This is a genomic window from Bacillus bingmayongensis (assembly GCF_000299035.1).
GTDB lineage: Bacteria > Bacillota > Bacilli > Bacillales > Bacillaceae_G > Bacillus_A > Bacillus_A bingmayongensis.
In genome coordinates, this window is record NZ_JH921517.1 from 640,669 (window position 1) to 661,414 (window position 20,746).

At 37.3% G+C, this 20,746-nt stretch carries 17 protein-coding genes; 15 read left to right on the forward strand and 2 right to left on the reverse strand.

Annotated features, from left to right (window positions below):
* Positions 1 to 14 precede the first annotated feature (14 nt).
* Together Y7E_RS0110435 and sfnG are read left to right on the forward strand one after the other, a co-directional pair.
* The gene (locus Y7E_RS0110435) at positions 15 to 1,076 is read left to right on the forward strand and encodes an LLM class flavin-dependent oxidoreductase (protein WP_017151212.1); all 1,062 of its coding nucleotides are present in this window, start codon (positions 15 to 17) and stop codon (positions 1,074 to 1,076) included.
* Between the two features lie 17 nt (positions 1,077 to 1,093).
* Positions 1,094 to 2,143, forward strand: coding sequence for a dimethylsulfone monooxygenase SfnG (gene sfnG, locus Y7E_RS0110440; RefSeq protein WP_017151213.1), 1,050 nt, complete (start codon positions 1,094 to 1,096; stop codon positions 2,141 to 2,143).
* Positions 2,144 to 2,498: 355 nt separating this feature from the next.
* Here the strand turns inward: sfnG and Y7E_RS0110445 are convergent, their stop codons facing one another.
* Both Y7E_RS0110445 and Y7E_RS0110450 read right to left on the reverse strand, forming a co-directional pair.
* Complete coding sequence (locus Y7E_RS0110445; RefSeq protein WP_017151214.1) at positions 2,499 to 3,023, reverse strand: DinB family protein; 525 nt, start codon at positions 3,021 to 3,023, stop codon at positions 2,499 to 2,501.
* Between the two features lie 456 nt (positions 3,024 to 3,479).
* Positions 3,480 to 5,189, reverse strand: a complete 1,710-nt coding sequence (locus Y7E_RS0110450) for an Rqc2 family fibronectin-binding protein (protein ID WP_017151215.1) — start codon at positions 5,187 to 5,189, stop codon at positions 3,480 to 3,482.
* A gap of 104 nt (positions 5,190 to 5,293) precedes the next feature.
* Between Y7E_RS0110450 and Y7E_RS0110455 the strand changes: the two genes are divergently transcribed.
* From Y7E_RS0110455 to pknB, 13 genes are all read left to right on the forward strand, one after another.
* Entirely contained in the window at positions 5,294 to 8,017 is a 2,724-nt protein-coding gene (locus Y7E_RS0110455) for a calcium-translocating P-type ATPase, SERCA-type (protein WP_017151216.1), read from the forward strand.
* Positions 8,018 to 8,116: 99 nt separating this feature from the next.
* Positions 8,117 to 8,992, forward strand: coding sequence for a YicC/YloC family endoribonuclease (locus Y7E_RS0110460; RefSeq protein ID WP_017151217.1), 876 nt, complete (start codon positions 8,117 to 8,119; stop codon positions 8,990 to 8,992).
* 67 nt (positions 8,993 to 9,059) lie between these two features.
* The gene (gene remA, locus Y7E_RS0110465) at positions 9,060 to 9,323 is read left to right on the forward strand and encodes an extracellular matrix/biofilm regulator RemA (RefSeq protein ID WP_001251459.1); all 264 of its coding nucleotides are present in this window, start codon (positions 9,060 to 9,062) and stop codon (positions 9,321 to 9,323) included.
* A gap of 13 nt (positions 9,324 to 9,336) precedes the next feature.
* The gene (gmk, locus tag Y7E_RS0110470; RefSeq protein WP_026049172.1) at positions 9,337 to 9,954 is read left to right on the forward strand and encodes a guanylate kinase; all 618 of its coding nucleotides are present in this window, start codon (positions 9,337 to 9,339) and stop codon (positions 9,952 to 9,954) included.
* Between the two features lies 1 nt (position 9,955).
* Positions 9,956 to 10,168 (forward strand): DNA-directed RNA polymerase subunit omega, encoded by a 213-nt coding sequence (rpoZ, locus tag Y7E_RS0110475; RefSeq protein WP_003199650.1) that lies wholly within the window; start codon positions 9,956 to 9,958, stop codon positions 10,166 to 10,168.
* 199 nt (positions 10,169 to 10,367) lie between these two features.
* Entirely contained in the window at positions 10,368 to 11,573 is a 1,206-nt protein-coding gene (gene coaBC, locus Y7E_RS0110480) for a bifunctional phosphopantothenoylcysteine decarboxylase/phosphopantothenate--cysteine ligase CoaBC (RefSeq protein ID WP_017151219.1), read from the forward strand.
* Positions 11,570 to 13,975: a primosomal protein N' gene (gene priA, locus Y7E_RS0110485; protein WP_017151220.1), complete on the forward strand. Its 2,406-nt coding sequence runs from the start codon at positions 11,570 to 11,572 to the stop codon at positions 13,973 to 13,975. Before coaBC ends, priA begins: the two co-directional genes overlap by 4 nt.
* Before the next feature lie 11 nt (positions 13,976 to 13,986).
* Complete coding sequence (def, locus tag Y7E_RS0110490; RefSeq protein ID WP_017151221.1) at positions 13,987 to 14,463, forward strand: peptide deformylase; 477 nt, start codon at positions 13,987 to 13,989, stop codon at positions 14,461 to 14,463.
* Positions 14,464 to 14,479: 16 nt separating this feature from the next.
* Positions 14,480 to 15,424, forward strand: a complete 945-nt coding sequence (gene fmt / locus Y7E_RS0110495) for a methionyl-tRNA formyltransferase (RefSeq protein WP_017151222.1) — start codon at positions 14,480 to 14,482, stop codon at positions 15,422 to 15,424.
* Positions 15,421 to 16,755, forward strand: a complete 1,335-nt coding sequence (rsmB, locus tag Y7E_RS0110500) for a 16S rRNA (cytosine(967)-C(5))-methyltransferase RsmB (protein WP_017151223.1) — start codon at positions 15,421 to 15,423, stop codon at positions 16,753 to 16,755. Before fmt ends, rsmB begins: the two co-directional genes overlap by 4 nt.
* Positions 16,756 to 16,759: 4 nt before the next feature.
* Positions 16,760 to 17,848, forward strand: coding sequence for a dual-specificity RNA methyltransferase RlmN (gene rlmN, locus Y7E_RS0110505; RefSeq protein ID WP_017151224.1), 1,089 nt, complete (start codon positions 16,760 to 16,762; stop codon positions 17,846 to 17,848).
* Between the two features lie 4 nt (positions 17,849 to 17,852).
* Entirely contained in the window at positions 17,853 to 18,605 is a 753-nt protein-coding gene (locus Y7E_RS0110510) for a Stp1/IreP family PP2C-type Ser/Thr phosphatase (protein ID WP_017151225.1), read from the forward strand.
* 8 nt (positions 18,606 to 18,613) lie between these two features.
* Positions 18,614 to 20,587, forward strand: a complete 1,974-nt coding sequence (gene pknB, locus Y7E_RS0110515) for a Stk1 family PASTA domain-containing Ser/Thr kinase (protein ID WP_017151226.1) — start codon at positions 18,614 to 18,616, stop codon at positions 20,585 to 20,587.
* The last annotated feature ends 159 nt before the right edge of the window (positions 20,588 to 20,746 follow it).

A 20,746-nucleotide genomic window follows, 5' to 3' on the forward strand; every position in this document is an offset into this window, starting at 1 on the left:
GAGGAGTATAAAATATGACAATTCAATTTTATTGGTTTGCCCCTACTAGTGGTGATGGACAATATGTTGGTACGCAAAAGCCAGAACGACCACCTACACTTGATTACCTGGTGTCTATTGCCCAAAAAGCAGAAGAAGCACATTTTGATGGGATTTTAATTCCAACAGGAACACCTTATTTAGATGCGTGGATGGTTGGATCAGCTATTATTCATGCAACAAAATCTATTTCTCCATTAGTGGCATTTCGACCTGGTTTTATTTCTCCTACAGTAGCTGCAAAAATGGCTTCTACTTTGGATGAGTTTAGCCGAGGGCGATTAATGGTAAATCTTGTAGCAGGTGGGTCTTCTGTTGAGTTAGGACAAGATGGTGATTTTTTAGAACATGATCTTCGCTATGAACGGGCAGATGAATTTTTAGATATTATAACAAATTTGTGGAAGGGACAATTAGTTGATTATCAATCTAACTTTTATAAAGTAGAGAAAGCAAATTTAATTCCGAAAAACTATCAAAATCGAAACCTTCCTATTTATTTTGGAGGTTCGTCTCACGCAGCAAAAGAAGTAGCTGCTAAATATGCGAATGTATATTTACAATGGGGTGAACCTGCAAATGAAATTAGACAGCAGTTGCAAGATGTACAAGAAAGAGCGAAAGCATATAATCGTTCATTAGAGTTTGGGATTCGTATTCATATTATTGTACGTGATACTGAAGAAGAAGCCTGGAAGGCAGCTCATCATCTTCTCAGTGAAGTGAACACTAAAGTTAAGAATAAGATGAATACGTACTATAAGGAAGCTGATTCTGTTGCGCAAAAGCGTATGAATAATTTGTTAACCGGCGATTATCGTTTTGGAAAATATAAATGGGCTGGGATTGGAACAGTACGGAAAGGGGCAGGAACAGCGATAGTGGGAACACCGAAGCAAGTAAGAGAAGGGTTACAAGAATATATTGATCTTGGTGTTACTCATTTTATTTTGTCAGGATATCCTCATTTAGAAGAAGTAGAGCGTTTTGGAGAATTAGTAATGCCGCTGTTTAAATCTAATGAAGTATTAGCTTGAGTAGGAGGGAACGGGATATGGAGTTTGCTACATGGGGATATAATGTTTCAGGTGGTTTCTTGCGTGCAAGCGTGGAACAGATTACAGAATGGTCTTATGAATATAATAGGGATTTAACCTTGCTTGCAGATCGATTGGGAGTAGAGTTTATACTGTTTCCAGTTCGATATATCGGAAAAATTGGTGGAGGAGATGACACTAGTGGTCAATTAGATCCTTTGAGTATCACTGCGGCTTTAGCAGTAGAAACAGAGCATATTCATTTTATTAGTGCCGTTTTGCCTGGTTTTATTCCTCCTGCCACTTTAGCGAAAATCGGAGCAACAATTGATGTTATTAGCGGAGGAAGATGGCATATTAATTTAGTAAGTGGATGGTTTCAAGGTGAGCAAGAAGCCTTTGGAATTCCGTGGATTACTCATGAAGAAAGGTATAAACGCTCTGAAGAGTATTTAGAAGTTTTGAAAAGCTTATGGCAACAAAAAGATGTTACATTTACAGGAGATTACTATTCTCTCAAACATGCGCAAATGGAACCAAAACCCGTACAAAAGCCTTATCCTAAAATTTTTCAGGGAGGGAATTCTGAGGAAGCTAGAAAAATGGCAGGAAGGTTGTCGGATTGGTATTTTATAAACGGCGCTCCACAGGAAGAGTTAATAGCGCAGGTACAGGAGGTCAGTAAAATTGCTAAAAGTTATAACCGGAAAGTACGATTTGCTGTAAATGCATTTGTAATTGCTAGAGAAACAGAAGAAGAAGCAAAACAAGAATTACAAACGATTGTTACTCATGCAGATGAAAATGTAATTCAAAAATTTAAAGAAAAAGTGGGAAATGCAAAAGGCATGTGGGCAAACGCAACAGAAATTAGTGACTTTGTTGCAGCTAATGAAGGATTCCGTACGGGTTTAATTGGTTCTTATGAACAAGTCACCAAAAAAATTCAACAACTAGAAGAAATTGGGGTTGATCTAGTGTTATTGACATTTCGTGATCCATTAAAAGAGTTGCCTACTTTTTATGAGAAAGTTCAATCTAAGTTGTTGCAGATTCATAGTCTATGAAAATAGAGGAATGTATGAATAGGAATAAGAGAGATGACTTGAAATAAATTGGAGTCATCTTTTCCTAATTCTTTATATTCAAGGTTGTAAGATCATTGATTGATACAAGAGAGTTATAATTTCATGTACTGAACTGACAAGATGGATAAAGTGAAACTTTAATCAGTGGGGTTTTCTTCATCCCCCACTGATTATCAGCCCGCCCCCCACCTAACTTCTTTGCTTTCGCTGAACTTTGAGGTGGGGGTCTCACTGCCCAAAAATAGCGGGATAAATGGATGGTATAATACAAAAAAACTGAAAATGGCATAAAAGGAGGGGCTTATGCTCAAGAAAATAAGTTTTTGAGAATTTATTATTTTACTGAATGAGCTTTTTGCATCTTTTTAATTAATCGAATTTGTCCGCGATGATTGATTTCATCTTCAAAGACGTGAAACCATTTGAAATAGTTGTTTGCTGGTTTGTCATGCCAAAACGGTGTCGTTTGATATAGCCATTCATCAGGCAGTGATTGAAACGTTGCAATTGTTTTAGCGCGAACTTCTTCTAACGTATGTATGTAGTAGTCTAATGGATGATTTTTAATCGTTTGACGTCCGAGATCACCTAATTCAATCCCTGGTAACCAGTGTTTTAATTCAGCTTCTGTTGGTTCCCGATCCTCAAAAGTATGAATTTGATAGTAAAATTCGATTGCAGCCATATGATATAAAAGCATACCAATGGAATTCGCCTCATCATCGTACAAATAATCCAGTTCTTCAATTGTTAAGTCTTGTACAGCTTGCATAGTTGTATAACGAGCATAATTCATCATTGAAACAAGTTTTGAAAATTCTACGTTTAATCCGTCCATTTTATCAATTACAAAATTCAATAGAAATTCCTCCTAGTAAATAATCTCTTCAGAGAAAGATTTCTCTATGCAGAAAGAAATTCCTGTTAGATAGAGAAGGTGAAATTCCATATGTTAAAAGAAAAAATCGTTACATAGGGGATAGATTAACCAATAACAATAAGGTCTCTAATCGCTTTTGTAATGAATAATTAGTCTATTACGTATTAATGTAGTTGTTCGTGGATTTTTTATTCTTAAAGTCATTTTAATCCCTTCCTTTCATCTCCTTAATATAAAAACAATAATTGTGCCAACTTATAACAAGTGCTAATTCATGTATAACGTGTCAAAAAATAAGAGAGGAATTATGTATGTGTCTGGATTTTGACAATATAGAGATAAAGTGTCAATTTTTTTATCAGTATATTGTCCAGAGAGAGCGAGAGGAGTAAATAAAAAACGCAATGATTGATTAAGATCATTGCGTTTTTATATTTAAGCTTTTAACTTCATCACCATATCGGCATCAGGCGTTACATACAGTGTTTGTTGATTATCGTATGTAACAAATCCAAGTTTGGCACCACTCGGTTTTTTAACATGACGAATCTTTGTGAAATCTACAGGAACAGAGCTAGAGTCCTTTGCTTTGCTGTAATAAGCAGCAAGTTTGGCAGCTTCTAATAAAGTTTCTTCGGTAGGTTCTAATGAGCGAATGACAACATGAGAACCAGGAATATCTTTTGTATGTAACCAAATTTCATCACGGCGTGCAAATTTCGTTGTTAAATAGTCGTTTTGTTTATTGTTTTTACCAACTAAAATTTCAGTTCCATCGCTGGCGATATACTTATCTAGTACTGGCTTTGCCTGCTTTTTCTTTGTGTTTTTCGATTTGCGATTACGCATATAACCTTCTTCAGCCAATTCTTCACGGATTTCTTCAATATCTTTTGAAGAAGCGGCCTCCATTTGTTGAAGTAGGCTATCAAAGTAAATGATTTCTTCATTTGTTTTTTCAATTTGTTCTTTTACGATTGCGACAGAATTTTTTGCTTTTTGATACTTTTGGAAATAACGTTGTGCGTTTTCTGACGGTGTTTTTAGTGGATCTAATGTAATTTTTACTGTTCCACCATTTTCATCGTAGTAGTTGACAACTTCAATTTCTTTGTCGCCTTTTTTTAATGCATACATGTTAGCTGTAAGGAGTTCACCGAATAATTGATATTTATCAGCTTTCCCAGCATCTTGTAGTGTTTTTTGTAATTTAATTAATTTCTTTTCATTCTTTGTTTTTTCATTGTGCATAAATCGTTCTAAATCATGTGCCTGTTGTTTTACGCGGTCGCGCTCTGCTTTTCCGAAGAAGAAACGATCTAATAATTCACTAACAGATGAAAATGTTTTCTCATCACCTTTTAAGTGAGCGAGAGGAAATAGATAAAAGAATTCTTTTCCGTCTACTGTTATCATTGTTGGTTCATATTGGTGTACCTGCAATGGTTTTTGTAATGTGAAAAACGCTTCTGATAATGCACTTTCATTTACCATACCAGCTTTTTTTACAACTTCTTTAGCAAATAGCGGAGAAAGCCCCATAAAGGCCCCAACGAGTTGTTTATCCATATTTCCTGCTAAAAAGTCTAGTGGCCTAATAAACTCCTCTTGTGTTTCAATCTGCAAGGGATTGATTTTATGCTGTGATGGTGGTGCAACATATTCTGCGCCAGCATATACAGTACGATGCCGGTTGACCGCTAAAGAAACATGCTTTAAGCTATCCAAAATGTTATTCGTTTTCGTGTCTACTAAAATAATATTGCTGTGACGCCCCATTATTTCAATAACTAATGTTTTTAACGATTCGTCCCCAATTTCGTTACGGCTTCGAACGGTAATTTGAATGATTCGTTCTAAATCGATTTGTTCAATTTTCTCAATAAATCCACCTTCTAAATGTTTGCGAAGAAGCATACAAAACATTGGTGGTAATGCCGGTGAATCATAACTTTGATTTGTAAGATGCATACGTGCGTATGTAGGATGCGCGGAAAGAAGCAGTTTTTGATTTTTTCCGTTCGCTCGAATATGTAACAAAATCTCATATTTTGAAGGTTGATATATTTTCGAAATTCTTCCTGTTTGAAGAGAATTTGTAATTTCATGTGTAATCGCTCTTGTAAATAATCCATCGAATGCCATTATGAACACTCCTTTCTAACTAAATATTAATTATAGCATTTTTTTGGACGGGGCTGAATAAGCTTTCATTAGAGCATGTCTGCAATCAGGAGGTCGATAGCGAGATGAATTGGTATGAAATGCGTGCAAATGAAGTGGAAGAAAGAACGAATACGAATGTGAAGGTAGGATTGTCAGAGCAAGAAGCGGAAGGGCGATTAAAGAAGCTAGGCCCAAATGAATTACAAGAAGCAAAGCGGCCTTCTGCACTCGTTGTATTTTTATCACAATTTAAAGATTTTATGGTGCTTGTTTTATTCGGTGCAACGATTATTTCAGCATTTTTAGGAGAGTATATTGATGCAATTGCAATTGTGGCAATTGTGATTATTAATGGGATTCTTGGTTTTTTTCAGGAACGAAAAGCAGAAAAGTCACTTGAAGCTTTAAAGGAACTAGCCGCCCCGCAAGTGACAGTTTTACGAAATGGAAAATGGATAAAGGTACCATCAAAAGCTCTTGTTCTTGGTGATGTCATTAAATTTTCTAGCGGGGATCGTATTGGAGCAGATATTCGTCTTATTGAAGCATCCAGTTTATATATCGAAGAATCAGCGTTAACAGGTGAATCTGTACCTGTTCAAAAGAAAGTAGAAGCATTACAAGGTGAAAATGTTGCGATTGGTGATCAAAGAAATATGGCTTTTATGGGAACGATGATAACGAGAGGATCAGGGATAGGCGTAGTAGTAGGGACAGGAATGAATACTGCAATGGGACAAATTGCAAATATGTTACAAAATGCGGAGCAAATGGAAACACCATTACAAAGAAGGTTAGAACAACTTGGAAAGATTTTAATCATTGTTGCCCTTATTTTAACAGCACTTGTTGTACTAGCTGGGGTATATCAAGGGAATGAAGTGTACCATATGTTCTTAGCGGGTGTGTCACTTGCTGTTGCAGCAATTCCAGAAGGATTACCGGCAATTGTTACGGTCGCATTGTCACTTGGTGTACAGCGCATGATTAAAAAGAGGGCGATTGTTCGAAAATTACCAGCAGTAGAGACGTTAGGATGTGCTTCTGTTATTTGCTCGGACAAAACAGGAACGATGACACAAAATAAAATGATGGTAACACATATGTGGTCAGGTGGCGAAACATGGCATGTAACGGGGCAAGGATACGAGCCTACTGGATCGTTTATGAAAGGTGAGCAGAAGGTTAATCCGGCAGCTACAAGGTCGTTATATCAATTGTTAACATTTGGGTGTCTATGCAATAACGCGAACATTGTAAAAAAGAAAAAAACGTATGTCCTAGATGGAGATCCTACAGAAGGTGCACTCATTGCAGCGGCGATGAAAGCGGGAATATCGCGTGAAGCTTTAAAAGAGAAGTTTGAAATTATTCATGAGTTCCCTTTTGATTCCACACGTAAAATGATGAGTGTTATCGTTCGTGATCGTGATGGTAAAAAATTTGTAGTCACAAAAGGAGCACCTGATGTTCTTTTGCAAATGAGTCAAACCATTTTATGGGGGGATAAACAGCAGCCTTTAAGTGAGTTATATCGTAAAGAAGTGCAGGCAGCAATTCATAACCTTGGAAGCCAAGCGCTTCGAACGATTGCTGTTGCATTTAGGGCTTTAAAAGTAACAGATTCAATTGAACATGAAAGAGAAGTAGAAAAAGGCTTCATGCTTGTCGGGATACAAGGGATGATCGATCCGCCAAGACCGGAAGTGAAACAGGCTGTAAAAGAGTGTAAAGAAGCTGGTATTAAAACGGTAATGATTACGGGAGATCATAAAGTAACAGCAATGGCTATTGCAGAACAGTTAGGAATTTTACCACAAAACGGCCGCGTTGTAGAAGGTGTGGAATTAGCAAATATGTCTGTAGGTGAACTAGAAGATATTGTAGAAGATACTTATGTATTTGCACGTGTATCACCGGAACATAAGTTAAAAATCGTAAAGGCTCTTCAAAATAAAGATCATATTGTTGCAATGACAGGTGACGGAGTGAATGATGCCCCAGCAATAAAAACAGCTGATATCGGGATAGCGATGGGGATTACAGGAACGGATGTAGCAAAGGAGGCTTCATCTCTCATATTATTAGACGATAATTTTGCTACAATTAAATCGGCAATTAAAGAAGGTAGAAATATATATGAAAATATTAGAAAATTCATTCGTTATTTATTAGCATCAAATGTTGGGGAAATTTTGGTTATGTTATTTGCGATGATGCTTGCATTGCCACTCCCGATGGTTCCGATTCAAATTTTATGGGTGAATTTAGTAACAGATGGTTTACCGGCAATGGCACTAGGATTAGATGCAGCTGAAGGAGATGTAATGCGAAAAAATCCACGGCATCCGAAAGAAGGGGTGTTTGCAAGAGGGTTGGCTTGGAAAATTGTGAGCCGAGGATTTTTAATAGGGATTGTAACCTTACTTGCATTTATTATTGCGTTTAATCAGCATCCAAGTGAATTGAAATATGCGCAAACAGTAGCTTTTGCTACACTCGTTTTAGCACAGCTTATTCATGTATTTGACTGCCGGAGTGAACACTCTATATTCCATCGTAATCCTTTTGGGAATATGTATTTGGTTGGAGCAGTTATTATTTCAGTGTTACTAATGCTTGTGGTTATTTATTATCCACCATTGCAACCGATTTTTAGTACAATGCCAATTCAGGCGAGGGATTGGTTATTAATTGTAGGTTTATCATCTATTCCAACATTCTTATTAGTTGGATCTTTATTAACGGGGAAGAAAGAGAAAAAGAAAAAGCCTTTCTTATATAAGAAGAGTGTAAACTTGAAATAGTCAATGATATGAAAATGTGATATAATTTACAAAAGGTAGTAGAGTTGCATCTCTATTACCTTTTTCATTGAGTTATTTCATGGCGTGGATGTGATAAAAATGATTTCTAGCATGACAGGGTTTGGAAGGTCAAAAGTAGAAAACGAAGCTTTTCAAATCACAGTAGAAATGAAGTCAGTGAATCATCGCTTTTTAGAGATGAACATTCGACTTCCGAAACAAATGATGGTTTTTGAAGATAAAATTCGTAAGTTAATTGCAGAGCAAGTTCGCCGTGGGCGCATTGAAGTGTCCGTTATTATTACAGGAGAAGCTCTTGTTGAAAGAAAGTTAAGTGTGAATTGGTCGCTTCTTGAACAGTATAAATCCATTATGGAAGATGTGAAAACGAAATTTCAACTACAAGATTCCATTACACTTCAACAATTAATGGCGATGCCAGAAGTAACGGCGATTGAAGAAATGGAAAATGTAAATGAACAATTTGAACAAAGTTTATATGAAGCTGTTCGCCAAGCTGCTCGTATGTTAAAAACGATGAGAGATGGCGAAGGAGAACGATTACATAAAGATATAGCACATCGTTTACAAGAAATTCACGATTGTGTCAATGCGATTATTCCGCATGCACCAATTGTTACTCAAAAGTATCGTGAACGATTGGAAAATCGCTTAAAGGAATTACATAATCAGGAGTTAGATGAACAAAGGTTGCTGACAGAGGTGGCGATATTTGCGGAGCGCTGTGATATTCATGAAGAATTGGTTCGCTTGCAAAGCCATTTAGATCAATTTCATGAAGCGCTTGCAATTGAGGAACCTGTTGGTAGAAAAATGGACTTCATTGTACAAGAGATGCATCGGGAAATTAACACGATTGGTTCTAAGGCAAACGACTTAACAATTTCAAAATATGTTGTAGAAATGAAAAATAACCTTGAAAAAATTCGTGAACAGGTACAAAATATTGAGTAGCTGTCAAAAAATATATAAAGTTATACGTGGTGGAGAAATCGGATAGACTTACTAGGAGGCGCAAACTATGGCCATGCGGTTTTTAAATATTGGATACGGAAACATTGTATCTGCTCATCGAATTATTGCAATTGTAAGTCCGGAGTCAGCTCCTATTAAACGAACGGTACAGGAAGCGCGTGAACATAACGTGTTACTAGATGCTACGTATGGGAGAAAAACAAGGGCGGTTATTGTTATGGATGATGGGCATATTGTACTAAGTCCAATTCAGCCAGAGACGATTGCACATCGTTTAAATAATAAAGAAGATTTAAGTGAGGAAGGGTAGGTTTTACATATTTATGAGAAGTAGAAGAGGGTTGCTCATCGTTCTTTCAGGACCTTCTGGCGTTGGGAAAGGGACAGTTCGAAAAGAATTGTTTAGCCATGAAGATACAAAATTTCAATACTCTATTTCAGTAACGACACGTAAACCACGTGAAGGTGAAGTGGATGGTGTGGATTATTTCTTTAAAGAGAGAGAAGAGTTTGAAGAAATGATTCGGGACGAAAAGTTGCTTGAATGGGCAGAGTTTGTTGGGAATTACTATGGAACACCAATCGATTATGTTGAAAAGACATTGCAAGAAGGAAAAGATGTGTTCTTAGAAATTGAAGTACAAGGAGCAATTCAAGTAAAGAAAGCTTTCCCAGAAGGTGTATTTATTTTCTTAGCTCCTCCAAGTTTATCAGAACTAAAGAACCGAATCGTTGGTCGTGGTACAGAGACTGACGATGTTATTGAAAATCGTTTAACTGTAGCAAAAGAAGAAATCGAGATGATGGACGCTTATGACTATGTAGTAGAAAATGATAAAGTAGAACTTGCTTGTGAGCGCATTAAAGCTATTGTGGTTGGTGAACATTGCCGCCGAGAAAGAGTAGCGAAATATTATAAAGAAATGACGGAGGGTATATAATATGTTAAATCCATCAATTGATTCATTACTAAAAAAAATCGACTCTAAATATACATTAGTAACGGTAGCTGCAAAACGCGCTCGTGAAATGCAAATGGCTAACAACTGTGTTGTTGAAAATCCTGTTTCTCATAAATGTGTAGGTAAAGCATTGGAAGAAATTGATGCGGAAGCGTTAAATTATGTACCAAGCGAAGAGAAAGTGTCTGAGTAAGGCATTCTTTTCGACAAATGAAAACATAGACTTTATACTTTTCTATGTAACGGTAACAACCTATTTACAAGTAGGTTGTTATTTTTTTACGATAGAGCTAAAAAGAAATAGGTTTTTGTTTGATGAAATACTAGCACTGACGAGCTGGAATGAATACATTTCAGCAGAATAAGTTTGAAAAAGAAAGAGGACGAGTCATATGCTAAAAGGGAAAAAGATACTTCTATGTGTAACAGGAGGTATTGCTGTTTTTAAAGCGGCTGCGTTAACGAGTAAATTAACACAAGCAGGGGCACTTGTAAAAGTAATGATGAGTGAATCAGCGATGAAATTTGTTACACCTCTTACATTTCAAGCGCTTTCTCGCCATGATGTATACACGGATACGTTTGATGAAAAAGATTCTGCAGTTATCGCTCATATTGATTTAGCAGATTGGGCGGACGTTGTACTTGTTGCTCCAGCAACTGCGAACTGTATCGGAAAACTAGCAAATGGTATTGCTGATGATATGATTACAACAACATTGTTAGCTACTACAGCACCAGTTTGGATTGCACCTGCTATGAATGTGCATATGTATGAAAATAAAATTGTTCAAAAGAATATGATGACGTTAAAAACGTTAGGATATACATTTATTGAGCCTGGGGAAGGCTTTTTAGCATGTGGATATGTTGCGAAAGGTCGATTAGAAGAACCAGAAACGATTCTTGCTCGATTGCAAGAAGCTTTTTCGGAATATAAACCATTAAAAGGGAAGAAAATTTTAATAACGGCTGGGCCAACTCGTGAAAAAATTGATCCAGTACGTTTTATGACGAATTTTTCTTCAGGAAAAATGGGTTATGCTCTAGCGGAAGTTGCAGTTGACTTAGGAGCGGATGTAATTCTTGTTTCAGGTCCAACTGCAATAACACCGCCTATAAATGTAACAACTGTACAAGTAGAATCTGCACAAGAGATGTTAGAAGCTGTAATGCAACATTATGGACTTATGGATGTTGTCATTAAAACAGCTGCAGTAGCAGATTATCGCCCCAAAATAGTGCATGATCAGAAGATGAAAAAGAAAAGTGGCGATGCGGTCATTGAGTTAGAAAGAACAACCGATATTTTGAAAACACTCGGTGAGAAAAAAGAACATCAGCTACTTGTTGGTTTTGCCGCTGAAACGACAAATATAGAAGAATATGCAACGAAAAAATTACGCGAAAAAAATGCGAATATGATTGTTGCAAATGATGTGAAAGCGCAAGGAGCAGGATTCGGTACGGATACGAATATTGTAACAATGTATAGAAAAGATGGAGAAGTTATTCGATTGCCTCTTTTAACAAAGAAAGAAGTTGCGCGTGAAATCCTAATGCAAATCAAAGCGATGTTAGAAGAGGATCATGTATGAAGTTTGCAAGTGTAATCGTTGATGTACCGGCCCGTCAAACAGATCGCCCGTTTGATTATGTTATCCCAAAGAAATGGGAGGATATTGTACAAACAGGTATGCGTGTAGTCGTTCCATTTGGTCCACGGAAATTACAAGGTTTTATTATTGAAATAAAAGATTCAGTCGATGTGGAAAGTAAAAAGTTAAAAGCATTACATGAAATACTAGATGTTACGCCAGTTTTAAACGAAGAATTATTAAAACTTGGTTTTTGGCTGACGGATGAAACGTTATGTTATACGATTTCAGCTTTTCAAGTTATGCTTCCAACGGCGATAAAAGCAACTTATAAAAAGCGATTGCAGCTCCATAAACCAGAAGAAGTAGCGCCGGAAATTCGTGATTTGTTTCAAGGGAAAGAAGCGATAGATTGGGAAGAAATTGTCACGTACTCACATATGTATCGCATGGTTCAAAAAGAGATAACAAACGGTACCATTGAAGTCATCTATAGAGTAAAGGATAAAGTGCAAAAGAAGAAACAAAGAGTGGTTCAGCCAGAATTGCCACAGGAACAATTGGAAGCAGCTGCATTTGAACTGAAAAGTAAAAAGCAACAAGATGTACTTTATTATTTTGTAGAAAATTATCACAGTGTGGCATTAAAAACGTTAACAGAAGAACTACAAATAACAGATGCACCTGTAAAGTCGCTTGTGAAAAAAGGACTGCTTTTAGAAAAGTATGTTGAAGTATACCGTAATCCATATGACGACGAGGCTTTTGAACAGACAAAGCCATTTCCACTCACAGATGAACAAACCCAAGTGATTACACCTATTTTGTCATCTATTGCAAATGAAACATATAATCCATTTTTACTATATGGTGTTACAGGAAGCGGTAAAACGGAAGTGTATTTACAATCCATTGCTGCGGTATTAAAAAAAGGAAAAGAAGCCATTGTGCTCGTTCCGGAAATTGCGTTAACGCCGCAAATGGTAGATCGTTTTAAAGGACGATTTGGTTCACAAGTTGCGGTTCTTCATAGTGCGCTTTCTGTTGGGGAAAAATATGATGAATGGCGGAAAATTTTACGGAAAGAAGTAAAGGTGGTCGTCGGGGCACGTTCTGCTATCTTTGCGCCATTTGAAAACTTAGGAATTATTATTATTGATGAAGAGCATGAATCAAGTTATAAACAAGAAGATAATCCAAGGTATCACGCACGAGATGTTGCAGTCTGGAGAGGTCAATATCATAATTGTCCAATCGTGCTCGGTAGTGCAACGCCGACGCTTGAATCGTTCGCTAGAGCGAAGAAGGGCGTTTATAATTTATTAACAATGCAAAAACGTATGAATGAACAAGCGTTGCCGACAGTAGAAATTGTTGATATGCGTGAAGAACTTCGAGATGGAAATCGTTCCATGTTTTCTAAATTACTTCATGAAAAAATAGCGGATCGGTTAGCAAAAAAAGAACAAATGGTTCTTTTTTTAAATCGAAGAGGCCATTCAACGTTTGTCATGTGTCGTGATTGCGGTTATGTAGTACAATGCCCTCATTGTGATATATCACTCACTTATCATAAAATGAATCATCGTTTAAAATGTCACTATTGTAGCTATGAGGAAAGTATGCCAACTGCTTGTCCTGCTTGTAATAGTTCGTATATTCGTTTCTTTGGTACAGGCACGCAAAAGGTAGAAGAAGAAATTACAAAGTTATTTCCAGAGGCACGGGTTATTCGTATGGATGTTGACACGACGAGTCGTAAAGGAATGCACGAAAAACTATTAAAAGCGTTTGGTGAAGAGAAAGCGGATATCTTACTTGGTACACAAATGATTGCCAAAGGGCTTGATTTTCCAAAGGTGACACTTGTTGGTGTCTTAACAGCTGATACGATGCTGCATTTACCAGATTTCAGGGCGAGTGAAAAAACGTATCAGTTATTGACGCAGGTGAGTGGACGTGCAGGGCGACATGAATTACCGGGAGAAGTGGTAATTCAAACGTATACGCCAGAACATTATAGTGTAGAACTAGCAAAGAATCAGCAGTACGATGTATTTTTTGAACAAGAAATGCAAATGAGAAAAATGAGGCAATACCCACCGTACTACTACGTCGCGCTTATCACCGTTTCGCATCCAGAGTTATTAAAAGCAGTGAAAGTAACGGAAAAAATTGTCGGTTATTTACGAACGCATTGCATGCAACAAACAATGGTACTAGGGCCGGTTTCTTCAGCAATTCCAAGGATAAAAGATAGATATCGATACCAATGCATGATAAAATACAAGCGGGAACCAAACTTAAAGTACGTGCTCAAAATGGTAAATGAACATTATCAAGCAGAAATGCAAAAAGATTTGCAGATCTCAATCGACTTTAATCCAACAATGTTAATGTAGTGGAGGAAAATATGGCAGTTTTAGAAATTGTAAAGCATCCAGATGAAGTGTTAGAAACCCCATGTGAACGGGTAATTAACTTTGATAAAAAGTTAGTGAATTTGTTAAAAGATATGCATGAAACAATGTTAGTTGCAGATGGTGTTGGTTTAGCAGCGCCACAAGTAGGGGTAAGTTTGCAAGTAGCAGTTGTTGATATTGGTGATGATACTGGGAAAATCGAACTGATTAATCCGGTTATTTTAGAAAAACGTGGTGAACAAGTAGGTCCCGAAGGCTGCTTAAGCTTTCCGGGACTTTATGGTGAAGTGGAGCGTGCAGAATATATTAAAGTACGTGCGCAGAATCGCCGTGGTAAAATCTTTTTATTAGAAGCAGATGGTTTTCTAGCACGTGCAATCCAACATGAAATCGATCATTTACACGGTGTGCTATTTACATCAAAAGTGACGAGATATTATGAGGAAAATGAATTAGAAGAGATGTAAAAGGAGCGGTCTTTGAATGATAAAAGTAGTGTTTATGGGAACACCGGACTTTTCTGTACCGGTGCTTCGTCGTCTTATTGAAGATGGATATGATGTGATTGGTGTTGTAACGCAGCCTGATCGTCCAGTGGGCAGAAAAAAGGTTATGACACCAACACCTGTTAAGGTTGAAGCGGAAAAACATGGTATCCCGGTGTTACAACCGTTAAAAATTCGTGAACAAGACGAATATGAAAAAGTATTGGCATTAGAGCCTGATTTAATTGTGACAGCTGCGTTCGGACAAATTGTACCAAACGAAATTTTAGAAGCACCAAAGTATGGGTGTATTAATGTTCATGCTTCATTGCTTCCAGAACTTCGAGGTGGTGCACCAATTCATTATTCCATCATACAAGGAAAAGAAAAAACAGGTATCACGATTATGTATATGGTAGAAAAATTAGATGCTGGCGATATTTTAACGCAAGTAGAAGTGGAAATCGAAGAGCGTGAAACAACTGGTTCATTATTTGATAAATTAAGTGAGGCTGGAGCGCACTTATTATCAAAAACTGTTCCACTTTTAATACAAGGAAAATTAGAGCCGATTAAACAAAATGAGGATGAAGCAACATTCGCTTACAATATTAAACGTGAGCAAGAAAAGATTGATTGGACGAAAACAGGAGAAGAGGTTTACAATCATATTCGTGGTTTAAACCCGTGGCCAGTTGCTTATACAACTTTAGCAGGGCAAGTTGTAAAAGTATGGTGGGGCGAAAAAGTTCCTGTAACCATGCAGGCTGAAGCTGGTTCTATTGTAGCGATTGAAGAAGATGGTTTCGTTGTGGCAACAGGAAATGAAACTGGGGTTAAAATTACTGAGTTGCAACCATCTGGTAAAAAACGTATGAGTTGTTCACAATTTTTACGTGGAACCAAACCTGAAATTGGTACGAAGTTAGGAGAAGACGCATGAGACAAAATGTTCGTGAGTTAGCTCTCGATGGTTTAATACAAGTTGAAAAAAGCGGTGCTTATAGTAACTTACTTTTAAATAATTTGATTGAGAAGAGTCAAATTGATAGAAAAGATGTTGGGTTGTTAACAGAAATCGTTTATGGAACAATTCAACGTCGCGATACGCTGGATTATTATTTACAACCATTTTTAAGAAAAAAGGTGGAGGCGTGGGTAAAAGTCTTATTACGTCTTTCCTTATATCAAATGATATATTTAGACCGTGTTCCAGAAAGAGCGGCAATTCATGAAGCAGTTGAAATCGCAAAACGTCGTGGCCATAAAGGGATTGCGGGAATGGTAAACGGAGTGCTGCGCTCGATTCAACGTGAAGGTGTACCGGCTGTAGAAGAAATACAAGATCCTGTAAAACGACTTTCTGTTGCGACGAGCCATCCTGAGTGGCTTGTACAAGAGTGGACGGCAGCATATGATTTAGAAACAGCGGAAAAAATGTGTAAAGTGAACTTGCTTCCACCTGTTTCAGCAGCGCGTGTAAATGTCGATAAAGGAACAGTAGAAGAAGCGATTGTCTTGTTAGAAAATGAAGGTGTAGAGGCAAAACGTGGTGATTTATCCGAAGATGCTATCCAAATTGAAAAAGGAAACGTAGCGCATACAGAAGCGTTTCAAAAAGGTTTCCTTTCTATTCAAGATGAAAGCTCTATGCTTGTTGCGCGTGCTTTGGAACCAGAAGAAGGAGATATGGTTCTTGATAGCTGCGCGGCGCCTGGTGGGAAAACAACACATATCGCAGAGCGTTTAAAGGGAACTGGACAGGTAACATCACTGGATTTACATCCGCATAAAGTTCGGTTAATTCAGCAACAAGCGAAGCGCCTTGGCTTAGAAAATGTTGAAACAAAGGCCCTTGATGCAAGAAAAGTCCAAGAGCATTTTGCAAACGAAAGCTTTGATAAAATATTAGTAGATGCACCGTGCTCTGGGTTCGGTGTAATCAGACGTAAACCTGATATTAAATTAGGTAAAGAAAAAGGCGATAGCGAAAGATTGTCGACAATTCAACTATCGATACTAGAAAAGGTAGCTCCACTGTTAAAAGCAGGTGGTCGCCTTGTTTATAGTACATGTACAATTGAAAAAATAGAAAATGAACAAGTGATAGAGCGATTTTTACAAGAGCATCCTGAATTTGAATGGGATACTACTATGAAAGAGCGCATGCCAGAAAAACTACGTCCTTATATAAATGATGGACAAGTACAAATTTTACCGCATTATTTTGCAACAGATGGCTTTTATATTGCTTGTTTAAGAAAGAAGGTGTAGCATCATGGAAACGACTGTAAAAAAACAAAAGAAAAATTTAGAAACAAAAAAACCATCTATTTACTCTTTACAACTTCATGAAATGCAAGATTGGTTAAAGGAACAAGGTGAACCGAAATTCCGTGCAGGTCAAATTTTTGATTGGCTATATAAAAAACGTGTAAAAAATTATGAGGATATGACAAACCTTTCCAAAGGATTGCGTGATAAATTGTCGAATTCCTTTGATATTACTACTTTAAATACGTTAGTAAAGCAAACATCTTCTGATGGAACAATTAAATTTTTATTCCAATTGTACGATGGATATTCTATTGAAACGGTATTAATGCGACATGAATATGGAAATTCCATTTGTGTAACAACACAGGTAGGTTGCCGAATTGGTTGTACATTCTGTGCATCAACACTAGGTGGTTTAAAGCGAAATCTAGAGGCTGGAGAAATCGTAGCGCAAGTAGTAGAGGTTCAACGTGCGCTGGATGAGACGGATGAGCGCGTGAGTTCTCTTGTTGTAATGGGAATTGGAGAGCCGTTTGATAACTACGATAACTTAATGTCGTTTTTACGCATTATCAACCATGAAAAAGGAATCCATATTGGTGCGCGTCATATGACGGTTTCAACAAGTGGAATCATTCCGAAAATTTACAAGTTTGCTGAAGAAGATATGCAAATTAACTTTGCGATTTCATTGCACGCTCCAAATACAGAATTACGTTCAAAGTTAATGCCGATTAACCGTGCTTATAAGCTACCTGACTTAATGGAAGCTATTAAATACTATGTAAATAGAACTGGGCGTCGTATTACGTTTGAATATGGTTTATTTGGAGGAGAAAACGACCAAGTTGAGCATGCTGAAGAATTGGCTCAACTTTTAAAAGGTGTAAAATGTCATGTAAACTTAATTCCGGTAAACTATGTACCAGAACGCGATTACGTAAGAACACCACGTGAACAAATTTTCTTATTTGAAAAAACGTTGAAAGACCGTGGAGTGAATGTAACGATTCGTCGTGAGCAAGGTCATGATATTGATGCTGCCTGCGGTCAGTTGCGTGCAAAGGAGCGCAAAGAAGAGACGAGGTGACAAGATGAAAGCCGTGTTTCTATCGGATAAAGGAAAAGTTCGTCAACATAATGAAGATAGTGCAGGAGTTTTTCATAATTTAGATGGAGATATTTTAGCGGTGGTAGCTGATGGAATGGGAGGTCATCGAGCAGGCGATGTTGCTAGCTCGATGGCCATTCAACTATTCCATGATTATTGGAAGCAAACGTATAATATGGATATACCAAAAAAGGCAGAAGAATGGCTACATACAAATGTTAAAATGATTAACGAGAGGGTATACGAATACTCGAAAAAGCATACAGAGTGCAATGGTATGGGAACTACTGTTATTGTTGCAATTTGTACAGCGGGATTTGTAACAATTGGACACATAGGAGATAGCCGGTGTTACATGTTATCAGATGGGGAGATTTCACTTATAACTGAAGACCATTCACTTGTAAATGAACTTGTCAGGTATGGTGAGATTTCAAAAGAGGATGCAGAGTATCATCCAAAAAAGAATGTGCTTTTACGAGCGCTTGGAACAGAAGAAAAAGTTGGATTAGATGTTAAAACATTAGTGTTAGAAGAAAATGATCAACTGCTTCTTTGCTCTGACGGATTATCAAATAAAGTTGCAATGGATGATATGCGAAAGATTTTGCAATTAAACGAACAACTCGAGACAAAGGGAGAGTATCTTGTTCAACTTGCGAATGATCGTGGTGGAGAAGATAATATTACCCTTGTTATTGTTGATTATGCGGATTCGGCAAACGAAAGTAGGTGAATTACAACGTGCTGATTGGAAAACGCCTAAACGACCGTTATAAGCTGCTGAAAATGATTGGTGGCGGAGGAATGGCCAATGTATATTTGGCTCATGATGATATACTAGGCCGGGATGTAGCGGTAAAAATACTACGACTCGATTATGCAAATAATGAAGAGTTTATTAAACGTTTCCATCGAGAAGCGCAATCTGTTACAACGTTGTCGCATCCAAATATTGTGAATATGTATGATGTTGGGGAAGAAGATGGAATTTATTATCTTGTCATGGAATATGTACCTGGACAAACATTAAAGCAATACATAGATCAGCGTGGGATGTTACCTATTGGGGAAGCTCTTGATATTATGGAGCAGTTAACATCTGCAATGGCACATGCTCATCATTTTGAAATTGTCCACCGAGATATAAAACCACATAACATCCTCATTCGAAATGATTGCGTTGTGAAAGTGACGGACTTTGGAATTGCGACAGCTACAAGTGCAACGACGATAACCCATACGAACTCAGTGCTCGGTTCTGTTCATTATTTGTCACCAGAACAAGCGCGTGGAGGGATAGCGAATAAACAATCGGATATTTATTCACTTGGCATTGTTATGTTTGAATTGTTAACAGGGCGACAACCGTTTTCAGGGGAGTCCGCCGTTGCGATAGCTTTAAAACATTTACAAAATGAAACACCATCTCCAAAACGCTGGAATCCAGATATTCCGCAAAGTGTAGAAAATATTATTTTAAAAGCAACTGCAAAAGATCCGTTCCATCGATATCAGTCTGCTAATGCAATGAAAAGAGATATTGAAACAGCACTTTATCCAGAACGTATAAACGAACAACCATTTTATATACCTAAAGATATGGAAGCGACGAAGGCGATTCCAATTATTCAACAAGAACAATTATTTGGAAATGTAAGTGATGAAACAATTGTATTGAATGGAAGCAAAGCGGATGAACAGATAAAAAATGAAGAAATCAAACCGAATGTGGAAAAAAAGCGGAGTAACAAATGGTTGAAAGTATTAATTACAACATTTTTACTTTTAGCAATCGGTACAACGTTAGCGCTTACGGTAATTCCAGGATTCTTTATCCCAAAAGATGTGAAAATTCCTGATGTGTCTGGTATGAAGTATGAGACTGCTGTTAATGCTCTTGTTGAGAAAGGATTTGAAGTTGCTGAGCCAAACATTGTTTATACAGATGATGTTGAAGCTGGGCAAGTGATTAAAACAAGTCCGGCAGCAGGAAGGGTTGTAAAGGAAAGTTCTAAAATTACAATCTATCAATCCGGCGGGAAAAAAAAGAGTAAAATGAGCAATTTAATCGGAAAAGATTTTGATAGTTTGAAGGACGAATTGGAAGGGAAATATAAAATTATTGTTCCATCCTATATTGAAAGTGATAAACCAAAAGGTCAAATTCTAGACCAAAGTCCAGCGGCAGATCAAATGGTTGTGGAAGCGGAGCAAGAGGTGAAAGTTTGGATAAGCAAGGGTCCTTATCAAATTAGACTTGGTGATTTTTCAGGATGGACTGAAAATTATGTGAATAGCTATTTGAATGAAAATAAACTTGTCCCTAATATAAAAAGAGAGTATTCGGATACAGTTGAGAAAGGTTTGGTGGTCTCACAATCACCAAAACCAGGGACTCCGTTAAAAGAAGAAGATAAAGTAACGGTTACTATTTCGGATGGACCAAAGCCGAAAGTAACGAAGACTGTAAAAGTTGATAACATTTCGCTTCCGTATGAGGCTCCCGCAGAAGGTGAGAAAAAGCCACAAACAATTGAAATTTATAAAGAAGATATGCAGCAAAAAATGGATAAACCAATTGAAACCCGAACAATAACAGAATCTGCTACTATTTCTTTGGAATTTGTGATCCAAGAAGGAACAAAAGGTCATTACAAAATTGTTCGAGATGGAACGACAATTATTGATAAAGAAGTGCCATATCCAGCCCAGTAAAGGTGTGAATCCATTTGGTGGATTCCACCTTCTTTGTATGGAGGGTGGAATTTGTTGCTCTTGCCTGTTATGCTGGTAACGTAGCGGACGGCAAAAAGGGCAAGAAATTACGTTTTGAAATAGAAGAATAGCCATAAAAGTGAAGTCGAAATAAAGGAT